Raw genomic sequence first — 17,827 nt, forward strand, 5'->3', positions numbered from 1 at the left:
ATGTCTGAATCCACATCCACGCCATCCACGCGTGTCGTGTATCAAGCCAATCAACCGATGCTTCAATCCGTGCAAAGTGTGCGGAATATGCTTCATCATACAGCCCGGCAGCATGTAGGCAAGAAGGTACAAGTCCAGAATATCGATGGGCAAGTGTGGGAAGGTGTCATCATCAGTGCAGACCGGGGAATTTTGTATCTCCAGGTTACCCCGATGCATGGATATCCTGAACCGCGCGCCTTGTTTGGACCAACGATTTTGCCGCTTGTGCTATATGAATTGTTGGTTATCACACTGTTGATGTAGTGGCACTGTACTTCTATATCCGAACCTGTTCCAAGAAGCTTCGCTCCTGAGATATTCAAGTCTTGGGAACGAAGCTTTTTTATGGTCTCGGCGATGGTGCGGTATGATTCCTTGCGAGCGTGTGAAATATGATACAATGGTGTCGCACCACCCCATATCTCATATGAAACGGAGCTTGATCCGGTTGGAATACATACGTCATGATTCATCACCCGTATCACAAGCCGAGACGGGTATGATTGGCAGCAACCCTACTGAACAATCCCGCGTGATTGCAATCTGTCTGCTCGCAGGCAAAATCATGCTGCAAAGCGGTGGTGAAACCTACCGTGTCGAAGATACGATGAAACGTATGGCGGCTGCGCTTGGGTTACCCCATTCGCATAGTTACGTTGTTCCGACAGGTATCTTCTTCTCTGTTGATGCAACCGAACCTGCCAAGCTGATTCGCATCTCCGAGCGTACGACGGATCTGGACAAGGTGTCCGAGGTTAATGCGGTCTCCCGCCGCATCGGACAAGGTGAGCTATCTGCTCAGGAAGCCCATGATCTGTTGGTACAGATCGAAGGCAAGCCTTCCTCCTATTCAACGGCTGTTCAGCTTACGGCCGCAGCGTTATCCAGTGGTTGTTTTACCATTATGTTTGGCGGAGGCTGGAGCGACTTTCTTCCGGCGCTAATCTGCGGTGGTATAGGTTATGCAGCCGTTATTGCCTTTCACCGATTGGTGCGGGTCAAATTCTTTGCCGAACTTACGGCATCCTTTGTTATTGGCTTACTCGCTTTTCTCCTGATCTATATAGGAGTGGGTCATGAACGGGACAAAATCATTATTGGTTCGGTTATGCCGCTGGTTCCGGGGCTGCTGATTACCAATGCTGTACGCGACCTGATGGCCGGGCATCTCGTATCCGGATTATCCAAGGGAGCCGAGGCATTTCTGACCGCCTTTGCCATAGGTACCGGCATTGCAGTTGTATTTTCACTTTTTATGTAAGACGGAGGAATGCAGGATATGCTCCATTTTATTGAACAAGCCTTAACCAGTTTTGTCGCTTCAGCCGCGTTTGGGATCATCTTCAACGCACCACGGCGCATGCTGCTCCACGGTGGATTTGTCGGCATGATCGGCTGGATTATCTATATCGTGCTTGAATATGCAGCGGATGCGGTTCCTGCTACACTTGCAGCGACCATAGCCGTAGGTGTCATCAGCCAGGTATTCTCTCGCATGTTTCGCGCACCCGTCATCATCTTCAGTGTCGCAGGCATCATTCCTCTCGTTCCTGGTGGACTGGCATATAATGCGATGCGAAGTTTTGTGCAAAATGACTACAGTGCCGCCATGGAGATGGCCGCCAAGGCACTCATGTTATCTGGTGCTATTGCCGTAGGCCTGGTGTTATCCGAGGTATTAAACCAGATGATACGCCGAATTCCCGCCTCACTTCGGGCAAAATCATCATCGAAATGATTATTCTTTTCACATATTCAGCACACGTAAGGCCCGTTAGCATACAGGATAAAATCTTGTATACCTACGGGCCTTACATATCGCTTTTTATAGAGCATTATAGAGCAGCATATCAATCAATATTCTATTTACTTCACAAACGTATTTTTCACACGAACCGACTTTAGGAAATACGGGATAAAGATACAACATGTCAGAAGCGATCGGATTGTTAAATTAAATGCTGATGTTGGATCGAGCACATGCTGCTCCCTCGGAATCTCAATTCGTGCGATCATGATCCATGTCATGACTCCAATGAATACATTTGCAATGTACAGAATAATCATCATGCGTGGAAACTGTTTCTTTTTCTTATACAGCAGTAGGAGGTTCACGATAACAATTATTAGTAAAATGACGCTGCTTATGACGCCGAACCAAAGGAGCGGGCGTATTCCTTTAGTATAAAGTTCCGGATCAACACCACGGACGCCTTCCCACCTTGCTGGATCCATAATGACATTTACCTGCGACATATCCGCGATCAGAAGCACCAGTGAGACCCAAAGCCCAATCTGTATTAAAATAAGCCATCCGCCTAATCCGGAGATGCCAGGACGTTCCGGTCTGATACCGGTTTTGGATTGCAGCGAGTTCATATCCGTATCTGTATCCGAGTTCCTATATTTATAGTTCATTTTAGCCTCCTTTTACGATAAATAAGACACATATTATACATTAGAAGCTATACTCTGTGTTATCCAAGAGAAGGAAAGAATCGTATGAACTATGGTCTCTCTCTCTTGCATTCTATTGGGTAGCACGTCTCATCACTGTTGCGAACAACTCCGCTGCAACACCACTTCCTGACTTCATATAATGTTTTGCATCCGTATGATCAAACCCCATCCAGACCGCCGCAGTCCAGTTGCTCGTATAGCCCACAAACCATAGATCCCGATTGGCCTCTCTTCCCACACCAGGTAATGCAGCCTGTGTTGTTCCCGTTTTCCCTGCTACCTTGTGCTGACCGAGTTGTGCCCGGCTTCCTGTTCCCTGACTGACTACATTTTGCAGCATTCTGGTCATGGCATTCGCCGTACTGGAGGAGATTACCTGCTTATTTTCCGACTTATGAGCAAATATTGTCCGTCCTTGTGAATCTGTAATCTCGCGTATCAGATGGGCTGTATTCAATTTGCCATGATTCGCAAACACCGTAAAGGCCTGCGCCATCTTCATTGGCGACACTCCCTGATGCACACCTCCCAAGGCAATTGAGAGGTTTAGATCTTCTTTCCCCAGTTCAATACCGAGCCGTGCCGCAAATTGATGTGCATAGTTCAGTCCGGTCTCATTAAGCAGCCATACAGTTGGGGCATTGATAGACTTTTGCAGGGCTTGGGACATGGCAATTGAACCACTGTAACGCCCACCGAGATTGGAAGGTTGATAGCTGCCATATTGCATGCGTTTACCCGGTAGTATACTCTCTGGCTTGAACTTCCCCGACTCCAACGCAGGGCCATATGCAATAATTGGTTTAAAAGAAGAACCTGGCTGCCTTGCATCCATAATTGCCCGGTTAATGCCCCCTTTTAAAGGATTACGTCCACCCATCATTGCTTTCACTTCACCGTTATGCTGGTCAATAATAACCATACTTGCCTGTACCAGCTCGTCTTGGCGATCATCAGGGAATCGGGTAGCGTCTGCAAATGTTTCTTCCATCGCCAGTTGTGCCTGTTCGTCTAGCCCAGTTTGAATAACCCAACCTGCCGATCGAATCTCTGCTTCTCTTTTACCTGTGAGCCGAGAAGCCTCCTGAATCACAGCATCCACGGCAGACACATATGCGGGCTTGCTCAAGCCCAGTGAAGTTGTTGCATTCAATACGGTTTCAGGCGGCGTGAAATGGACGTCACGGGCTTGGAGCATCTGCTTTCGTGTAATTAGTCCCTGTTCATGCATTAGTCCAAGGATAACGGCACGTCTTTGTTTGGAAAATTCAGGACGATCTACTGGATTGTATATGGATGGACCTTTGGGGATTCCGGCTAATGTAGCAATCTGCCATAGTTCCAACTGGTGCATATCCTTAATTCCGAAATACCGCCAGGCTGCCGCTTTTACACCATACTGCTGGCGTCCCATGTAGATCTGATTCAGATACATTTCCAGAATTTTATCCTTGCTATACTTCTTCTCCAGGGCCATCGCAATCGATATCTCATTCACCTTTCGACTCAACATTTTATCCCCGTTCAAGTATAGATTTCTTGCCAATTGCTGCGTGATGGAGCTTCCTCCCTGACTCAGATCCATATGTATGATGTCTTGCACGATGGCTCTCCCGAGTCCTATGAAATCCAGTCCATCATGGTTGTAGAACCGTCGATCTTCTGTAACCAGAAAAGCCATTTTCAATAAATCTGGCATGGCGTTCAGGTCAGCATATTCGGAATACCCTTTGGTCTGCGTATGTAACCTCGAAATTTCGGTCCCCTCTGCATTCGTAATAATGGTTGAGGAGGCCACCTGCATGGCCTCTGGACGATTACGAAGCACTCCTTCGCCATAAGTAATCAGATAGAGATAGAAGACGGTCAACATCAAAACGACAACCACTGCTCCATCAAATACGTAATACATCCATCGCTTGCCCCTGTGCTTCAACATTCAGGCTCCTTGTGTACCTGTTCTATTGAAACTCCGCGTTCCTGTCCATTCCGTTGTGTAATCTCCAGAGCATGTTGAAGCAGCAATGTCTGTTCATACGCCAACTTGACCCAATGCTGAACTTCCATCTCGTCCTGACACCGCCCTTGGATAATCTCATCCAGAGAAGATTGAATACCGTAGAGAGTAAGTTTTATCGGTAGGTCAACCTGTGTAGAAATAGTTTGAGTGTTCTCCTTGTCTTCTTCATTATGTTGCTGAAGGCCGGGTTGCTCATGCTGAATAGACGCTCCCTCTACCTCTCTTCTCTCATGTTTCGGTTCTAATCTGCTCAGCCCTTCCTCATGCAGGAGAAACGTAATTACATTCAGATTGGCAGCAATTTGTCGTAGTTCACCCCCACTTAGAACATCAATTCTTCCAGGATTGTGGCCCAATGCAAGTTCGGCTGTTCCGCATGCAAGTTGACTGAGATCTTCCGCAATCTTCTGGGATCGAATCCAGAAAAAGATCGCAAATACGGCTCCACCAATGAAGATGAAAAACGGCTTTGTTCCGATATGGTTGATTCCCCAGTTCATCATACGCGTTATCCATGCTGTATCAGGAAGGACGTGGTGATGCGCAAATCGTAGCACGTGATAAACGACAAAAAGGAGCGCTGCGCTCAGTAACGCGCTTGCTCCTCCAATGTATATGTATCTTAGTCTTACAGTACTGAATCGGGTCTTCATATTTGGTATCCTCCTCTATACAACAATAAGGTAATAGAGGTAGCATACCGAATATTTCTTAATGAGGAAGTAGTTAACTTCTTACCAAATTCTTAATTATTACTGCTCTTCGTAATTACTTGGCGGAGCAGCAGTTACAGGGAATCGGGTAACAAAATCCGTTCTGCCATTTTCACTGTAGGCAACGATACTTCCTCGATGTAATTCAATCATCGATTTGGCAATCGCCAGGCCGAGACCCGTACCTCCCGTTTCACGGGAACGCGATTTATCCACACGATAGAATCGATCAAACAGATGTGGCAGATCTTGTGCCGGAATCGGTTCACCATAATTACTGATGCGGACTACAGCCTCTTCACCTTCAAGGGCCAGCCCAATCTCCATTAGTTTACCCTGCGAACCATACCGAATGGCATTGCTGAACAGATTCTCATACGCCCTTACAAGCTCCCCCGGAGCAGCTTTTATCCATAGTGGCTCTTGCCCGCCGATGATTTTGTAGGTCATGCCAGCATCCTCCAGCATGGGAGCAAACTCTTCAGCCAGCTGCATCAGAAACGAATTCAGGTTCAACGCTTGCAAAGACAACGGAAGACTCCCGCCACTCACACGCGTATATTCGAATAAGTCATCAATCAGCTTGCGAAGGGTCAGGGATTTCTCATAGGCGATGCTAACGTAATAGCGCATCTCAATCTCATCCTGGTAGCGATCCTTCTCAATGTACTCCAGAAATCCCAGAATAGAAGTGAGCGGTGTTCTCAGATCATGTGATATCCCCGTAATCAGGTCGTTTTTGGCAGCAACTGCATTACGCTCTTCCTGAAGAGATAACTGCAATTGTTCAGCCATCTGATTAATGCTTGCAGCAACCACTCCGAATTCATCCGAGGTCTTCACTTCGATGCGATGGGATAACTCTCCTTTGGCAACCTCCTGAATTCCTGCCGTAATTTCATCCAGAACCCGCATCACCTTACGAGAAAACAGGAAAAAAAACAGCACAAAACTGAGCACGCCTACCACAATCATCAAAGGCACTGAACCAATATTATTCACCAACCACCTGATCCCCTGAGCCGGAATGGAATAATCCGGATACGTCTGAGCTTCCAGGATGGTCTGCCCCACCTGACTGCCCCCGTACAAAATAACTGCAGTTAATATTCCGCTCAGTAGAAATGCATAGATAAATTTCCATCGGACTGTATTAATCAGCTTTGAATTCATAGTAGGAACTCCCTGCCTGTGTTCATGTCACATGACATCCTGTGGATGTACAAGTTTATTGCGGTTTGATCATCTTATAACCAACACCCCATACGGTCTGAATGAACTTGGGATGTTTGCTATCGAGTTCAATCTTCTCACGAATCTTGCGAATATGCACCATGACGGTATTGTTCGACTCCATGAATTCTTCTTTCCAGACCTGACGATAGATCTGTTCCATACTAAGTACTGAACCTTGGTGACGAGCCAGTAGTTCAAGAACAGCAAATTCACGCGGAGTCAGACGAACCGGCTGCTCATCCACCCATACTTCATGTGTATCGGTATTAATGACCAGATCATCAATAACCCACTCGTGCTCTTTGTTCTCCCGACCTTCATTGAAGGTATGATACCTGCGCAGCTGGGATTTGGCCCGTGCCACAAGTTCAAGCGGGTTAAACGGCTTGGTCACATAATCATCAGCACCGATGCTTAGCCCTGTAATTTTATCCATATCCATACTTTTGGCGGACAGCATAATAATCGGCATTTTCTGCTCTTCCCGAATTTTCATACAAGCTTCGATTCCGTCCATATTTGGCATCATGACATCCAGAATAATGAGATCGATCGACTCTTTTTTCAATTGTTCCAACGCTTCAAGCCCATCATTCGCGGTGAGAATCCGATAACCCTCGTTGCCAAAATAAATTTCCATCAGTTTAATAATCTCCTGCTCATCATCCACAAGCAGAATAGTTGCTGGCTCTGCCACGGCATTATTCCTTTCCCTTCCATAATTCATGATCTGTTCAAAGTATACCACCGCGGGATGAAACTGCGAAAATCATCGTGATCTTCACGGACACGCTCGATCTTGGCCATCATCTCAAGCGTATCTTCAGGCTTCACCTGCTGAATCCACACCACAGAAGACACCAGCGCCATAGCCGTATACAGTGAATACAATCTCCAGAATAACTCATCCGGTTCATTGCCATCGCAATAGCCCTGAATTTGACCTATGGAATATGGAATACTGATCTCCGAAGCAAACAAACCCAGCTTCAAAAATTCATGAATGGGATCCCCTTGATCATAACGATTAAAATCAATCACTCCTGCGAGTTTATCCTGCTTAACGACAAGATTGCTCGGGTGAAAGTCATCATGCTGAAATCCATCTGGACGATTTTTCATCCAACCGAGATGGTCTGCAATAAACGTTAGAATGGCCTGATCCTCTTTCATCACGATCGGGCACTGTTTATAGCGCTCCACGTAACGTTGATGCTTGGTGCTCTTGCGTATGTACCATGATTCGATCTGTTCCTCCATCGGCAACTGGTGAATCAGCTGTAGCTGCGCTCCTGCTTCCAAACCAACCGCCCACTGCTGCTGTTCATTCAGCTTGGGCAATCTCTCGGAAGCATCTTCGCCTTCAATGTAGCTAAAAATCATATAACCATGCTTCTCATCCAATCTACCTGTGCCCAACGTTGCTGGACACAGTACGCCTAATTGTTGCATGCTTTGCAAACATTGATATTCCCTTTGTTTCATCCATTCCTCAGCAACATCATATACCCTCACTAGCACATGGCCTTGGCCAGGGACAAACATTTTGAATTTAGCATCCGCTGAATACCCCTTCATAACAGGTTCAATCCGTGTAGCCTGATCAAGTTCAGGAATCTGTTTTAACCTGTCAATCAACGTATTGTCCATCGATGCATTCCATGTATTATGTCGTTGCATACCAGAATCCTCCGTTATTTCACGTATAACGTGTAGTATCGTCGGTCTATTCCCACTTTAACCCATGATGTTTCCTATAACATGCTTATATGTATTCTATCTATTTCTATTTAAAAAGTACTGATTCGGGTTCTTTGCCCGTCAGGGTCAGCATCGTATACAATTGTCCTCTGTGATGATATACATGCCCCATAATCTCAAGTAACCACTCCAGCCGACTATAGGAAGCTCCCCAGTACGAATCCGTCACATGTAATAACTCTTCCGTGTTAAACTGCCTGTACCGTTGGTATAGATACATCTGGTTATCAATCAAAGCCTGCTTGATCTCACCGAGCGAATGCACCTGATTCTCTGCATAGAATTGAGCCATCTCTTCCTCCGATGCACCTTCGGAAATATAAACATCCGCTCGGCAGATCACAGACAGATGAGCTAGTAACTCTCCAACAGGCCGTTTACCTTCAATTGGAGTCAAAGCCAAGTCTTCTTCCGACAACTGATCACATATATCAATCAACGATGTTACGGCCACGTCAATATGTTTGAACGCAGATTGAATCAACAGATACACTTCCTTTTTATCCCATTATACAGAACATATGATCGGTTATCAACCAAGATATCCCTCCCTAATATATACCCCAAATCTATATAAATTGAACAAAACATTTACACAAAACGTAGAGGACAGAAAGGACCTGAAGAAGCGGAGCTAAAAGCTTTCTGCAAGAAAGCTACTTCGGAAGCATACACTTCGCCTACAAGCTTTCTGCAAGAAAGCTACATCGGAAGCATACGCTATCCCCGGATTTCCCCTTTATAAAAGGAATCAAAAAAATCTGGGGATAACAGCGATCGGAAGGTTGTTCTGTCATCAATTTATATAACAATTTACGAACAAAAAAAGTCCTTCCTCCTTCTTATAGACGGGATTCAGGACATTTTGTTGCCTATATGAGTTCAAATCTTTGCTCAACTTGAGTATAACGAACAATACGTTTGCTTGAATCGTCCAGCCTCCAAGTCAGACTTGCGAATGAAAAATTGCAGTTCCCCGCAATCCCACCATTGGAAACCAATAGCATCATGTGTATCTATCTTCAACAGCAGCAGCGTATCGGATAGTTCCTGCCATGTCCGATCCTCATCACCGCCGTAATGCTTGGTCAGCTTCTTCTCACACTCCTGCTCATTATAATCGTACTCTTCTCCCAATGCGATCTGTAACAAGGCCCGATGCTCGGCATCCGGATGCTGCCCGTCAGGATATCCAAACATTCCACCCCAATTCAGCGTACTTGGATGATTCCAGCTCGACTCGAATTCAAGGTATCGGTCATACAGACTCACTTCCGCTTCGGTCTCATCCGTCTCAAGCCGAGGCGGCGAGAGCTCATTCAGCGCGTTGGCGTCAATATATGCATATGTAGGAAACTCAAGATTAGGCAGTACGGTCACTGAATGTGCAACAAACGGTGCTCCATCCAGCGCGGTATCACCTTCTGGCTCTCGCCTTATCAGGTTATGAGAACTCGGCTCAAAGATCACACGATGTTCAATGGGACAAGCAGATTCATCCGTGCCAACGAAAAAGTATAACATTCCACGTTCAGGCAAAGTTCCGCGCCCATCATTCGGCGTATACGGCGACAAATCCACCAGGTTCAACTGGGCCAGGAAAGTCATCGGGACTCCTTCTTGTGTTACGGGCCATTCCATGCGACTCGGCAAATCCGGATGTCCGCCCACACGTGAGTTTCCTGTTCTGCGATATTCGTCCAGTGTGGATACATCGAGGCGAATTCCCCAGCGGCTTGAGGATAACAGCAGATCGGCAGCAACTCCCAAACCATATTCCTCAAGTGTTTTACGGGCTTTTCTGGTCAGACGTTCACATTGTTCTGGCTTAATCATATAGATCCTCCCCTTTTGACAATACACCTATGCTGAGACATATTCAGGTTCACACCTGTATATTCTTCCGCCCGGACGTCTTTCCCTGCTTCTAGCAAAAAAAGAGACTGACACTCCTTGTCAGTCTACTTCCTTATCCTATATTCCATTTAACGATTTGGATCAGAAGACTTTTCCTGATAAGCGCGCATATGCTCCTCACCATCCAGGAATTCATGGGCCTGATGGGCTGCCATCACACCATGATAGCTGATATCCAGACCCAGATCCTCCTCTTCTTCTGTCGAACGCACAGGCACAATTTTGCCAATCAGCTTTAACCCGATCCAGGTCATGGCGAATCCCCAGATGACCAGGGCTGTAAGGCCAAGTGCCTGAACACCCAGCAACCTCCAGCCGCCGCCCATGAATAGTCCACCATCCGTGGCAAACAGACCTACAGCAATCGTGCCCCACATTCCTGATGCGGCATGCACCGGGAAAGCACCAACTGGATCATCAATCTGCCGACGGTCCAGCCAGTTGGTGGCAGCCATCATCAACAAGCCAGATACTGCCCCAATGAATATCGCTGCTACATCACCAACAAAAGCACAGCCTGCCGTAATACCCACCAGTCCCGCAAGCGAACCGTTAATGACCGAGGGTGCATCTGAACGATTGAAGCGGAATAACGTATACAACAGCGTAACCGCCCCACCCGAAGCCGCAGATAACATCGTGACAATCGCAATGTGACCAATTCTTACATCCGTCGCGCTGAGTGTACTACCCGCATTGAAGCCAAACCAGCCGAACCATAACAGAAATGCACCTACAGATGCCAATGGCAGATTGCTCGGGAGTGCAATGGCACTTACGCCAAGTGGCGTGTACTTCCCTTTACGCGGACCAATGATAATCGCAGCAGCCAGTGCTGAGAATCCGCCGAGCGCATGGATGACAGCCGAACCGGCAAAGTCCTGCATCCCCAGCTGACTAAGCCAGCCGCCGCCCCATGCCCAGTGTCCACCAATTGGATAGATGATCGCCGTCATCAATATGATATACAGAAGATAAGCACGGAAGTTGATCCGCTCGGCTACCGCTCCTGAAACGATGGAAATAACGGCAATGGTAAAGGCCGCCTGGAACAACCAGAATGTCTCCAGAGATACCGGCACGTCCAGGTGAGACAAATCCCCACTCAGGAAAAATCCCGTTACTCCCGCAAAACCGCCTACGTCCGAACCATACATCAGTCCAAAACCGATCGCATAGAACAGCAACGTTCCAATCGTAATGTCAGCAAATACCTTCATAATAATGTTCACACTATTTTTATAACGCACAAAGCCAGCCTCGAGCAGGGCGAATCCACCCTCCATCAATAAAATCATCGCTGCACTCAGTACGACCCAGACCGTATCGATCCCGGTGCTTAACGTCTCCAAAGTCATGCTTGTACATCCTCCGTTTCACTAAGCTGTCTGAGCTCACGGATTGTATCGGGCGCAAGCTCAATCTCGTCCCGCTCAATGCTGTCCGGATGCTTAATTCGCTCTGCGATCTGATCCAATTCACGTATGCGTCTGCGAATCTGTTCCATCTTGCGAAAACGTTCCTTCACCTGAACCATATATTCCACCGCCTGATGATGGGATGCGGGGCGTCCCGCAAACCATTTGCGTACGGGCGACAACGATTGATAAGCGACCTCTTCCGCTCGACGCTTTTGTTCGAACTGTTCGATCTTCTGCTTGAGCGTTTGGATCTCACTTTCTTTTTTGACCTTCAGCCGTTCGATAAGGTACAATAAATCGGACGATGATATTTGCAATGCTGTATGGTGATACACCTCGTCGATTACTAACATATCATGTCAGGACTCCTTACATATCAAGTTACTTGTACCGATTATAGTTTGCCGGGGTCTGCCCGTCAATCTTTTTTTGGACTTGGGATGGATTTAAATGAACCGTTCATGGAGAACGGCTTTTTTTATTTGGCACAGATTACATCTAACAAAGGCTAATCTTGCCTAGGTTCGCATTCACTCTTTCCATTCTCAATGCTTATAGAATAAGCATCCACATTTGGGGTAATGAACATACACAGACTACTCGCATCATAGAACCTATATATAAGGAGAGGATTGCACAATGTTTACTCGTAATGACAATATACGCAACCAAATCTGGGAAGCAGTCTCTGGACTCGAAGAAGAACAATTGAACCAAAAACCTTCACCCCAACAATGGAGTATTATGCAAGTACTACGACATCTGAATCTGATGGAAGATGTCATTGGAAAACAAGCCCGCCTAGCCCTCGAGAAGGAACAGACGGTGTCTGTGGACAAAAAACCATATGAATTATCGTTGGACCGCAGCCGCTCCGTCGAGGCACCACCCCATCTTCAGCCTCCAGCAGCGCCTGAAGCACTTGCAGACGTACGCAATGATCTGGACGAATCTCACCAAGCGTTAAACAACTTTGCATTGGATCATGATCCTGACCTGCTGCGCAGCAAGTCCTTTCCTCATCCTGTATTTGGTGAGATGGATCTTACCCAATGGATTGACTTTACAAGTTATCATGAGGAACGTCATCTGGGACAGATCCAAGAGATTAAACAGCAGCTTGGCGTATAAACACAACCTCCTTTTTCACATAGCGAAGAATAGAGTCGAACGACAAAAAAACCTCCAATCCTATTAATTTAGATTGGAGGTTTTCAGTGTTCTTATGTTACGAATAAGAACGACACTTATATTTTTTTGCCCAAAATCGCCAGATCTCTATTCACACCATCCAACACGGCCACTTCGGGATAATAACCCCATTGTTCAAAACCATGCTTGCGCAATAACCCCAGACTCGGTTCGTTATGCCCGAAGACAAATCCCAGAATGGTCTTAATTCCAAGTGTAGGACATGCTGCAAATACCGTTTCGAGCAAACGTCCGCCAGCCCCAATTCCGCGGCATTGCTGATCCACGTATACACTGACTTCCACCGTTCCATTATACGCAGGGCGTCCATAGAACGAGCTGAGACTTGCCCAAGCTACCACCTGTCCTGCCTGCTTCATCACCCAAAGTGGACGATGTTCCGGTGTATGTTCCTCGAACCAAGGCAACCGTTGCTCCACCGTCACTGGCTCCAAATCCGCTGTTGCCATACGACCCTCAATAGTAGAATTATAAATCTCCACAATCCTCGGCAAGTCCTCCAGGCGCGCATGTTCAATCTGCACATCTTCCAGTTTCATCGCTACTCCTCCATCATTCCAGATCGTTCTATTATCATAGAGGATATTATAACGGAGAAGAGAAGTTTTCGTCACCTCTAACATTCTGACAGAGAAATCTGTATATGTTTAAGTAAATATTTACACTACAACGGAGAGGACAGAACCAATCAGAAGAAGCGAAGCTAAAAGCTTTCTGCAAGAAAGTTACTTCGGAAGCATACACTGTGCCTTTATCCCCGGATTTTCCCCTTTATACAAGGGAATCAATAAAATCTGGGGATAACAGCGATCGGAAGATGGTTCTGTCCGCGTAGTAGTTAAGTGTAAATTCAATGCTTTAACTTATATATAGAATTACTCTGGAAGTCCCTGTATTGTGTTCCCACGAGTTAACTGCTGAGTCTGGTCTGCCCAACGAATGTTAATTGAGCGAGATGTGAACAGATCCGGGCCGTCCGATACCTGGAAATGCAGATGAGCTTCACTGGAGTTCCCCGAATTACCAAGCTCACCGATAGGGTCTCCCTGCTTGAGCTTATCTCCTTTTTTGACCGAAACACTGCCTTCCTTGATGTGTCCTGTGATGCTGTATTCACTGTTGCCATGGTCGATTACCACATAGTTACCAGCCGGTTCTTCCGGATTCATGACACCCGGCACATTGTCCGGTATATCGTTCTTGATATCGACGACAGTACCATCGGCAGCTGCATAAAGCGGTTCACCAAAAGCATAATAGCTTTCGTTTGACGTTGCATCACCTTGATAACTGGATTGTTCTTTGGTCCGAACGATATCTAGCGCATACCGCTGCGTTTCGTGCTCATAATGATAGTTTGACAAGGCATCATTGCCTCCCCAAAATACGTACCATTCCCCCTTCATCGGCAATTGAAATTCCGTTTTGGTGAATTTGGCATCCGTGTCCTCATGAGCTTGCAGTGGTTGGATCGAGAGACCTTCAATTTGATTTTCTTCGGAAAAATAGGCTCGAATCCCTTTGGTCCCAGTCTGATCCTTCCAGGCCACCTCAGATATTTGATTCATTTTGGCGTCTACCACTTGCTCCCATGATTCAACACCCTCCAGAAAAGGATCAGCGGTCGTTTTGAACTGTTCAAGTGTTAACGTCCCCTTTAATTCCGGAGAGAACTGATTATAGATTGCATCCTTTGAACCGTTCATCAACGTATCTATGAAATTGTCCGGTGTAACCACCGCGCTCACCTCTGAACTTGAGTTCTGCTCCTGATTGGAGTTCTCGCTCGCTTCATTATTGGACGCCTGTTCGGCTGACTGCTGCTCCGCCTGGTCGGAAGTAATGGAGTTACTGTTGCCGCAAGCAGACAGTATTACGCAAGCTCCAAGGGTAATCGCAAGCACCTTCCAGCCCTTTTTATTCTGTAATTTTGAATGTGTATTTTGTTCTGATTTCAGATGACCTTCTCTGTTCATTCTCAACATCCCTTCTACTAATCGTTATACTTTCCAGTTAAGTGTACAGAATGAGTCTTATCCTTCGTCTAACCCCAACTTACCAGTAGTTAAACTCGTCATGCCCTCTAACGCTGCATAATTAAGATTCCGTTAAGATAGCTCGTACGCTATACAGCCCTCTTGAATGGTATGATTAGCAATACACACAACGGAAGGATCAGGAGGTCATTTTTAAACTATGGATAACGTCTCATTACTGCTTGTGGATGATGAACAGGCTATTCTGCATATGCTCAAAACCGTTCTGCTCAAAGAGCAGTTTCTCGATATTGATACCGTTACAACAGGCGAAGCTGCCATTGAGGCATGCAACAACAAGACGTATCATTGCATCGTGCTCGACATCATGCTTCCTGGCAAAAGCGGACTGGAAATCTGTCCTTTTCTACGACAGGTCACTGATGCGCCCATCCTGTTTCTGACGGCCAAAACAACCGATTATGACAAATTAACCGGATTCGCCGTTGGTGGCGACGATTATGTTGCCAAACCCTTTAATCCTCTGGAAGTCGTTGCTCGAATTAAATCATTACTGAAGCGTTATTTACCTTCTAAAACCGCAGCAATCTCGGATCACGTCCCATCTAACGTAAATACGTCATCTCTCAGCACATCGGAAGGCGTGTACGACTTTGGACGGTTTCAAGTGCTGGAGTGGGCTGGTGAACTTCGGGTTGAAGGTGAGTCCGTATCCTGTCCGGCACTTGTGTTTCAACTGTTACTCTTTTTCTGCAAACATCCCAATCGAATCTTCACCAAATCAGATCTATATGAACGTGTCTGGGGCTCTGAAGCCATTAGTGATGACAATACCGTGATGGTTCATATTCACCGCATTCGGGAGCGCATTGAAGCCGATCCTTCCAATCCGGTGTTTCTCGTGAACGTCCGGGGTCTGGGGTACAAACTGATTCAGCCTGAACATGTGTCACGCCCATGAGTATTCGTCGCAGGTTAATGACCCGGTTTATCGGGATGCTTGCCGGTGCAGTCGTTCTTATCATCCTGCTTGGGTCTGTAGCCACCTACTGGGTTGTGCAAAAGATAAATGAAGTGAATCTGGTGGATGATTTTGCTGTTAATGGTCTGGACCAATTGATTAATACAGCCGAGATTCTGCCAGATAATACGATCCGATATGACCCCGAATTGCTGAAACAAGTGGATAAAAATCAAGGCTGGCTCCAGGTTCTCGATGAACAAGGTTACGCCATTGATGAATATCACACACCTGCTGATGTTCCTACTCACTATAAACCGGGGGAATTGATTGCATACTGGGAAAGCCAGAAGCCGTTTCCTTATCAGATTGTCATGCTGATCCGGGAGAAAAACGGGAAGGACTTCACCTTGTTATATGGCGAGAGTAACCCGGCCAAGTCCTTAATGAATAACATTCGTTCAGATCTTGCTTTCACCAACGGGAAGCTTGATCTTCAGCCCGACCAACAGGAGGCGCTTCGTGCCGCTAATGCTTATCTTCAAGTATTGGACGCGTCAGGAAGCGAACTCTCCTCCTTTAACAAACCGGCCATGGGCGTACCAAGCGAATACACCATTCAGGAACTGGTTCTGCAAATTCGCTATCCGAGTCGATCAGGTATGTCTGTTGCCACGTGGTACGACGAACAGAATGAAACTACCTGGCTGATTAGCATACCTAGCGATCCATTGGCGACCGGAAACCAAAACCCCTACAATTTTATTCTGGAACCGGCATTGGTTGTATTGATCGTGTCCATCATCATTCTGCTCATTTTGCTTGCCTTCTGGTATGCCAACCGATTCGGTTCACCCATGCTGCATATGCTCCAATGGTTACAGCGTCTGGAACGAGGACATTACGAGGAACCTACCGGAGCCTTTGGGGTGCCTCGCAGTCAGCGTCGTAACGGAAAGTGGAAGCGAAAATACAACGTGTATGCTGAAGTGCTTCGCTCCATGCAGGCCCTGTCTCACACATTGAAGCAAGATGAAGAACTTCGGAAACAGACGGATTCTTTGCGGGAGGAGTGGATTGCTGGCATAACACATGATCTGAAGACCCCCCTCTCCTCCATTCAGGGATATGCTCATATGCTTGAGGCAGATAAGTATAGCTGGACCGCGGAAGAAGTCAGGGAATTCGCAGGTATAATGCTCGATAAGTCCATGTATATGGACAGACTTGTCAACGACCTTGCCATGACCTATCGATTACGCAGTGGAGGATATCAACCTGTGGTGGAAGAGACTGACGTAAATACGTTGCTCCGTGATCTGATCCAACGCGCTGAACGGAATCCGGCATATGGGGAAGGTCGCATCGTATTCCAACCTTCTGAAGTGCCTGTGTATGGACTTGTCCATATTCCGTCGTTTGAACGAATTGTGGATAATCTGACCGCCAATGCCCTTCTTCATAATCCGCCCGAGTCCATCCTGGTTGTCAGTGTGCATTCTGGTAAGCAGGCAGATGAATTCAGCATTCAGTTTGCCGATAATGGACGAGGCATGGACCCCGAGACGGTATGGAAGTTATTTGAACGATACTATCGCGGTACAGATACAGGTACATCGGACGTTGGATCAGGGCTGGGCATGGCGGTAACCAAAGGTTTGATCGAAGCCATGAATGGTCGTATTGAGGTACAGTCCACCCCTGGTGAAGGAACGATCATTCGCTTAATATGGGATGGGCCGTCCGAAACCAATTAAAATGTTCCGCTTGACCTTTCCATTTTCAGTCTATATAATCGACACTCAATAACACCTGTTCCAATATATTGATATTGAATGCAACACATTTCAGGATAACTTTAATGAGTTGATCTAACATATTTGGCGATGACCAGAGACATGATTTCGTTTGCGTGCTGCCCAGAGAGAGAGGGGATTGGTGAAACCTTCTTCAGCGAACGGACCGGAATTACCCCTCTGCAGCCGTGACCTCGAACCTCAGCATTTCGGACCTCCTCCGGGTGTTCGGCTTGTTGCCAGTAGAGTTCACCGCCTGATCCCCGATAACGGATTCCAATGAGGGTTATG

18 protein-coding genes are annotated in these 17,827 nt (G+C 46.7%); 6 read left to right on the top strand and 12 right to left on the bottom strand.

What is annotated here, in order from left to right; genetic code table 11:
• From MKY44_RS28995 to MKY44_RS29005, 3 genes are all read left to right on the top strand, one after another.
• Positions 1-306, top strand: a complete 306-nt coding sequence (locus tag MKY44_RS28995; RefSeq protein ID WP_047842070.1) for a hypothetical protein — start codon at positions 1-3, stop codon at positions 304-306.
• A 235-nt stretch (positions 307-541) separates the two neighbouring features.
• Entirely contained in the window at positions 542-1,303 is a 762-nt protein-coding gene (locus MKY44_RS29000) for a threonine/serine exporter family protein (protein WP_341010298.1), read from the top strand.
• Positions 1,304-1,321: 18 nt separating this feature from the next.
• Positions 1,322-1,780, top strand: a complete 459-nt coding sequence (locus tag MKY44_RS29005) for a threonine/serine exporter family protein (RefSeq protein ID WP_036610676.1) — start codon at positions 1,322-1,324, stop codon at positions 1,778-1,780.
• Between the two features lie 128 nt (positions 1,781-1,908).
• Here MKY44_RS29005 and MKY44_RS29010 read toward each other — a convergent pair whose 3' ends face one another.
• From MKY44_RS29010 to MKY44_RS29055, 10 genes are all read right to left on the bottom strand, one after another.
• A complete protein-coding gene (locus tag MKY44_RS29010) occupies positions 1,909-2,460 on the bottom strand; it encodes a DUF2569 domain-containing protein (RefSeq protein WP_341010005.1) in 552 nt (183 codons plus the stop codon).
• A 112-nt stretch (positions 2,461-2,572) separates the two neighbouring features.
• Positions 2,573-4,414, bottom strand: coding sequence for a transglycosylase domain-containing protein (locus tag MKY44_RS29015; protein WP_341010007.1), 1,842 nt, complete (start codon positions 4,412-4,414; stop codon positions 2,573-2,575).
• A gap of 20 nt (positions 4,415-4,434) precedes the next feature.
• On the bottom strand, positions 4,435-5,175 hold the full coding sequence (locus tag MKY44_RS29020) for a hypothetical protein (RefSeq protein WP_341010008.1): 741 nt from the start codon (positions 5,173-5,175) through the stop codon (positions 4,435-4,437).
• A 99-nt stretch (positions 5,176-5,274) separates the two neighbouring features.
• Entirely contained in the window at positions 5,275-6,408 is a 1,134-nt protein-coding gene (locus tag MKY44_RS29025) for a sensor histidine kinase (protein WP_341010010.1), read from the bottom strand.
• A gap of 55 nt (positions 6,409-6,463) precedes the next feature.
• A complete protein-coding gene (locus tag MKY44_RS29030; protein ID WP_341010300.1) occupies positions 6,464-7,198 on the bottom strand; it encodes a response regulator transcription factor in 735 nt (244 codons plus the stop codon).
• The gene (locus tag MKY44_RS29035; protein WP_341010012.1) at positions 7,195-8,151 is read right to left on the bottom strand and encodes an aminoglycoside phosphotransferase family protein; all 957 of its coding nucleotides are present in this window, start codon (positions 8,149-8,151) and stop codon (positions 7,195-7,197) included. The genes MKY44_RS29030 and MKY44_RS29035 overlap by 4 nt, the downstream gene beginning before the upstream one ends.
• Before the next feature lie 106 nt (positions 8,152-8,257).
• Entirely contained in the window at positions 8,258-8,716 is a 459-nt protein-coding gene (locus tag MKY44_RS29040; protein WP_051449640.1) for a DinB family protein, read from the bottom strand.
• Between the two features lie 410 nt (positions 8,717-9,126).
• Positions 9,127-10,068, bottom strand: coding sequence for a YwqG family protein (locus MKY44_RS29045; RefSeq protein ID WP_341010013.1), 942 nt, complete (start codon positions 10,066-10,068; stop codon positions 9,127-9,129).
• Positions 10,069-10,217: 149 nt separating this feature from the next.
• Entirely contained in the window at positions 10,218-11,507 is a 1,290-nt protein-coding gene (locus MKY44_RS29050) for an ammonium transporter (RefSeq protein WP_341010014.1), read from the bottom strand.
• Positions 11,504-11,923: a hypothetical protein gene (locus MKY44_RS29055; RefSeq protein ID WP_341010015.1), complete on the bottom strand. Its 420-nt coding sequence runs from the start codon at positions 11,921-11,923 to the stop codon at positions 11,504-11,506. Before MKY44_RS29055 ends, MKY44_RS29050 begins: the two co-directional genes overlap by 4 nt.
• A gap of 286 nt (positions 11,924-12,209) precedes the next feature.
• On the opposite strand from MKY44_RS29055, the gene MKY44_RS29060 reads away from it, so the two are divergent.
• Entirely contained in the window at positions 12,210-12,701 is a 492-nt protein-coding gene (locus MKY44_RS29060) for a DinB family protein (protein ID WP_341010017.1), read from the top strand.
• A gap of 116 nt (positions 12,702-12,817) precedes the next feature.
• Here the strand turns inward: MKY44_RS29060 and MKY44_RS29065 are convergent, their stop codons facing one another.
• Together MKY44_RS29065 and MKY44_RS29070 are read right to left on the bottom strand one after the other, a co-directional pair.
• Entirely contained in the window at positions 12,818-13,321 is a 504-nt protein-coding gene (locus MKY44_RS29065) for a GNAT family N-acetyltransferase (RefSeq protein WP_341010018.1), read from the bottom strand.
• A gap of 336 nt (positions 13,322-13,657) precedes the next feature.
• Positions 13,658-14,758 carry a peptidoglycan DD-metalloendopeptidase family protein gene (locus MKY44_RS29070; RefSeq protein WP_341010019.1) on the bottom strand — a complete coding sequence of 367 codons (1,101 nt, stop codon included), beginning with the start codon at positions 14,756-14,758 and terminating at the stop codon, positions 13,658-13,660.
• Between the two features lie 220 nt (positions 14,759-14,978).
• On the opposite strand from MKY44_RS29070, the gene MKY44_RS29075 reads away from it, so the two are divergent.
• Both MKY44_RS29075 and MKY44_RS29080 read left to right on the top strand, forming a co-directional pair.
• Positions 14,979-15,740, top strand: coding sequence for a response regulator transcription factor (locus MKY44_RS29075; RefSeq protein WP_341010020.1), 762 nt, complete (start codon positions 14,979-14,981; stop codon positions 15,738-15,740).
• Positions 15,737-17,497: a sensor histidine kinase gene (locus MKY44_RS29080; protein ID WP_341010021.1), complete on the top strand. Its 1,761-nt coding sequence runs from the start codon at positions 15,737-15,739 to the stop codon at positions 17,495-17,497. The genes MKY44_RS29075 and MKY44_RS29080 overlap by 4 nt, the downstream gene beginning before the upstream one ends.
• The last annotated feature ends 330 nt before the right edge of the window (positions 17,498-17,827 follow it).

Origin of the sequence: Paenibacillus sp. FSL R7-0026 (genome assembly GCF_038004485.1) — a bacterium.
Lineage (GTDB): Bacteria > Bacillota > Bacilli > Paenibacillales > Paenibacillaceae > Paenibacillus > Paenibacillus xylanexedens_A.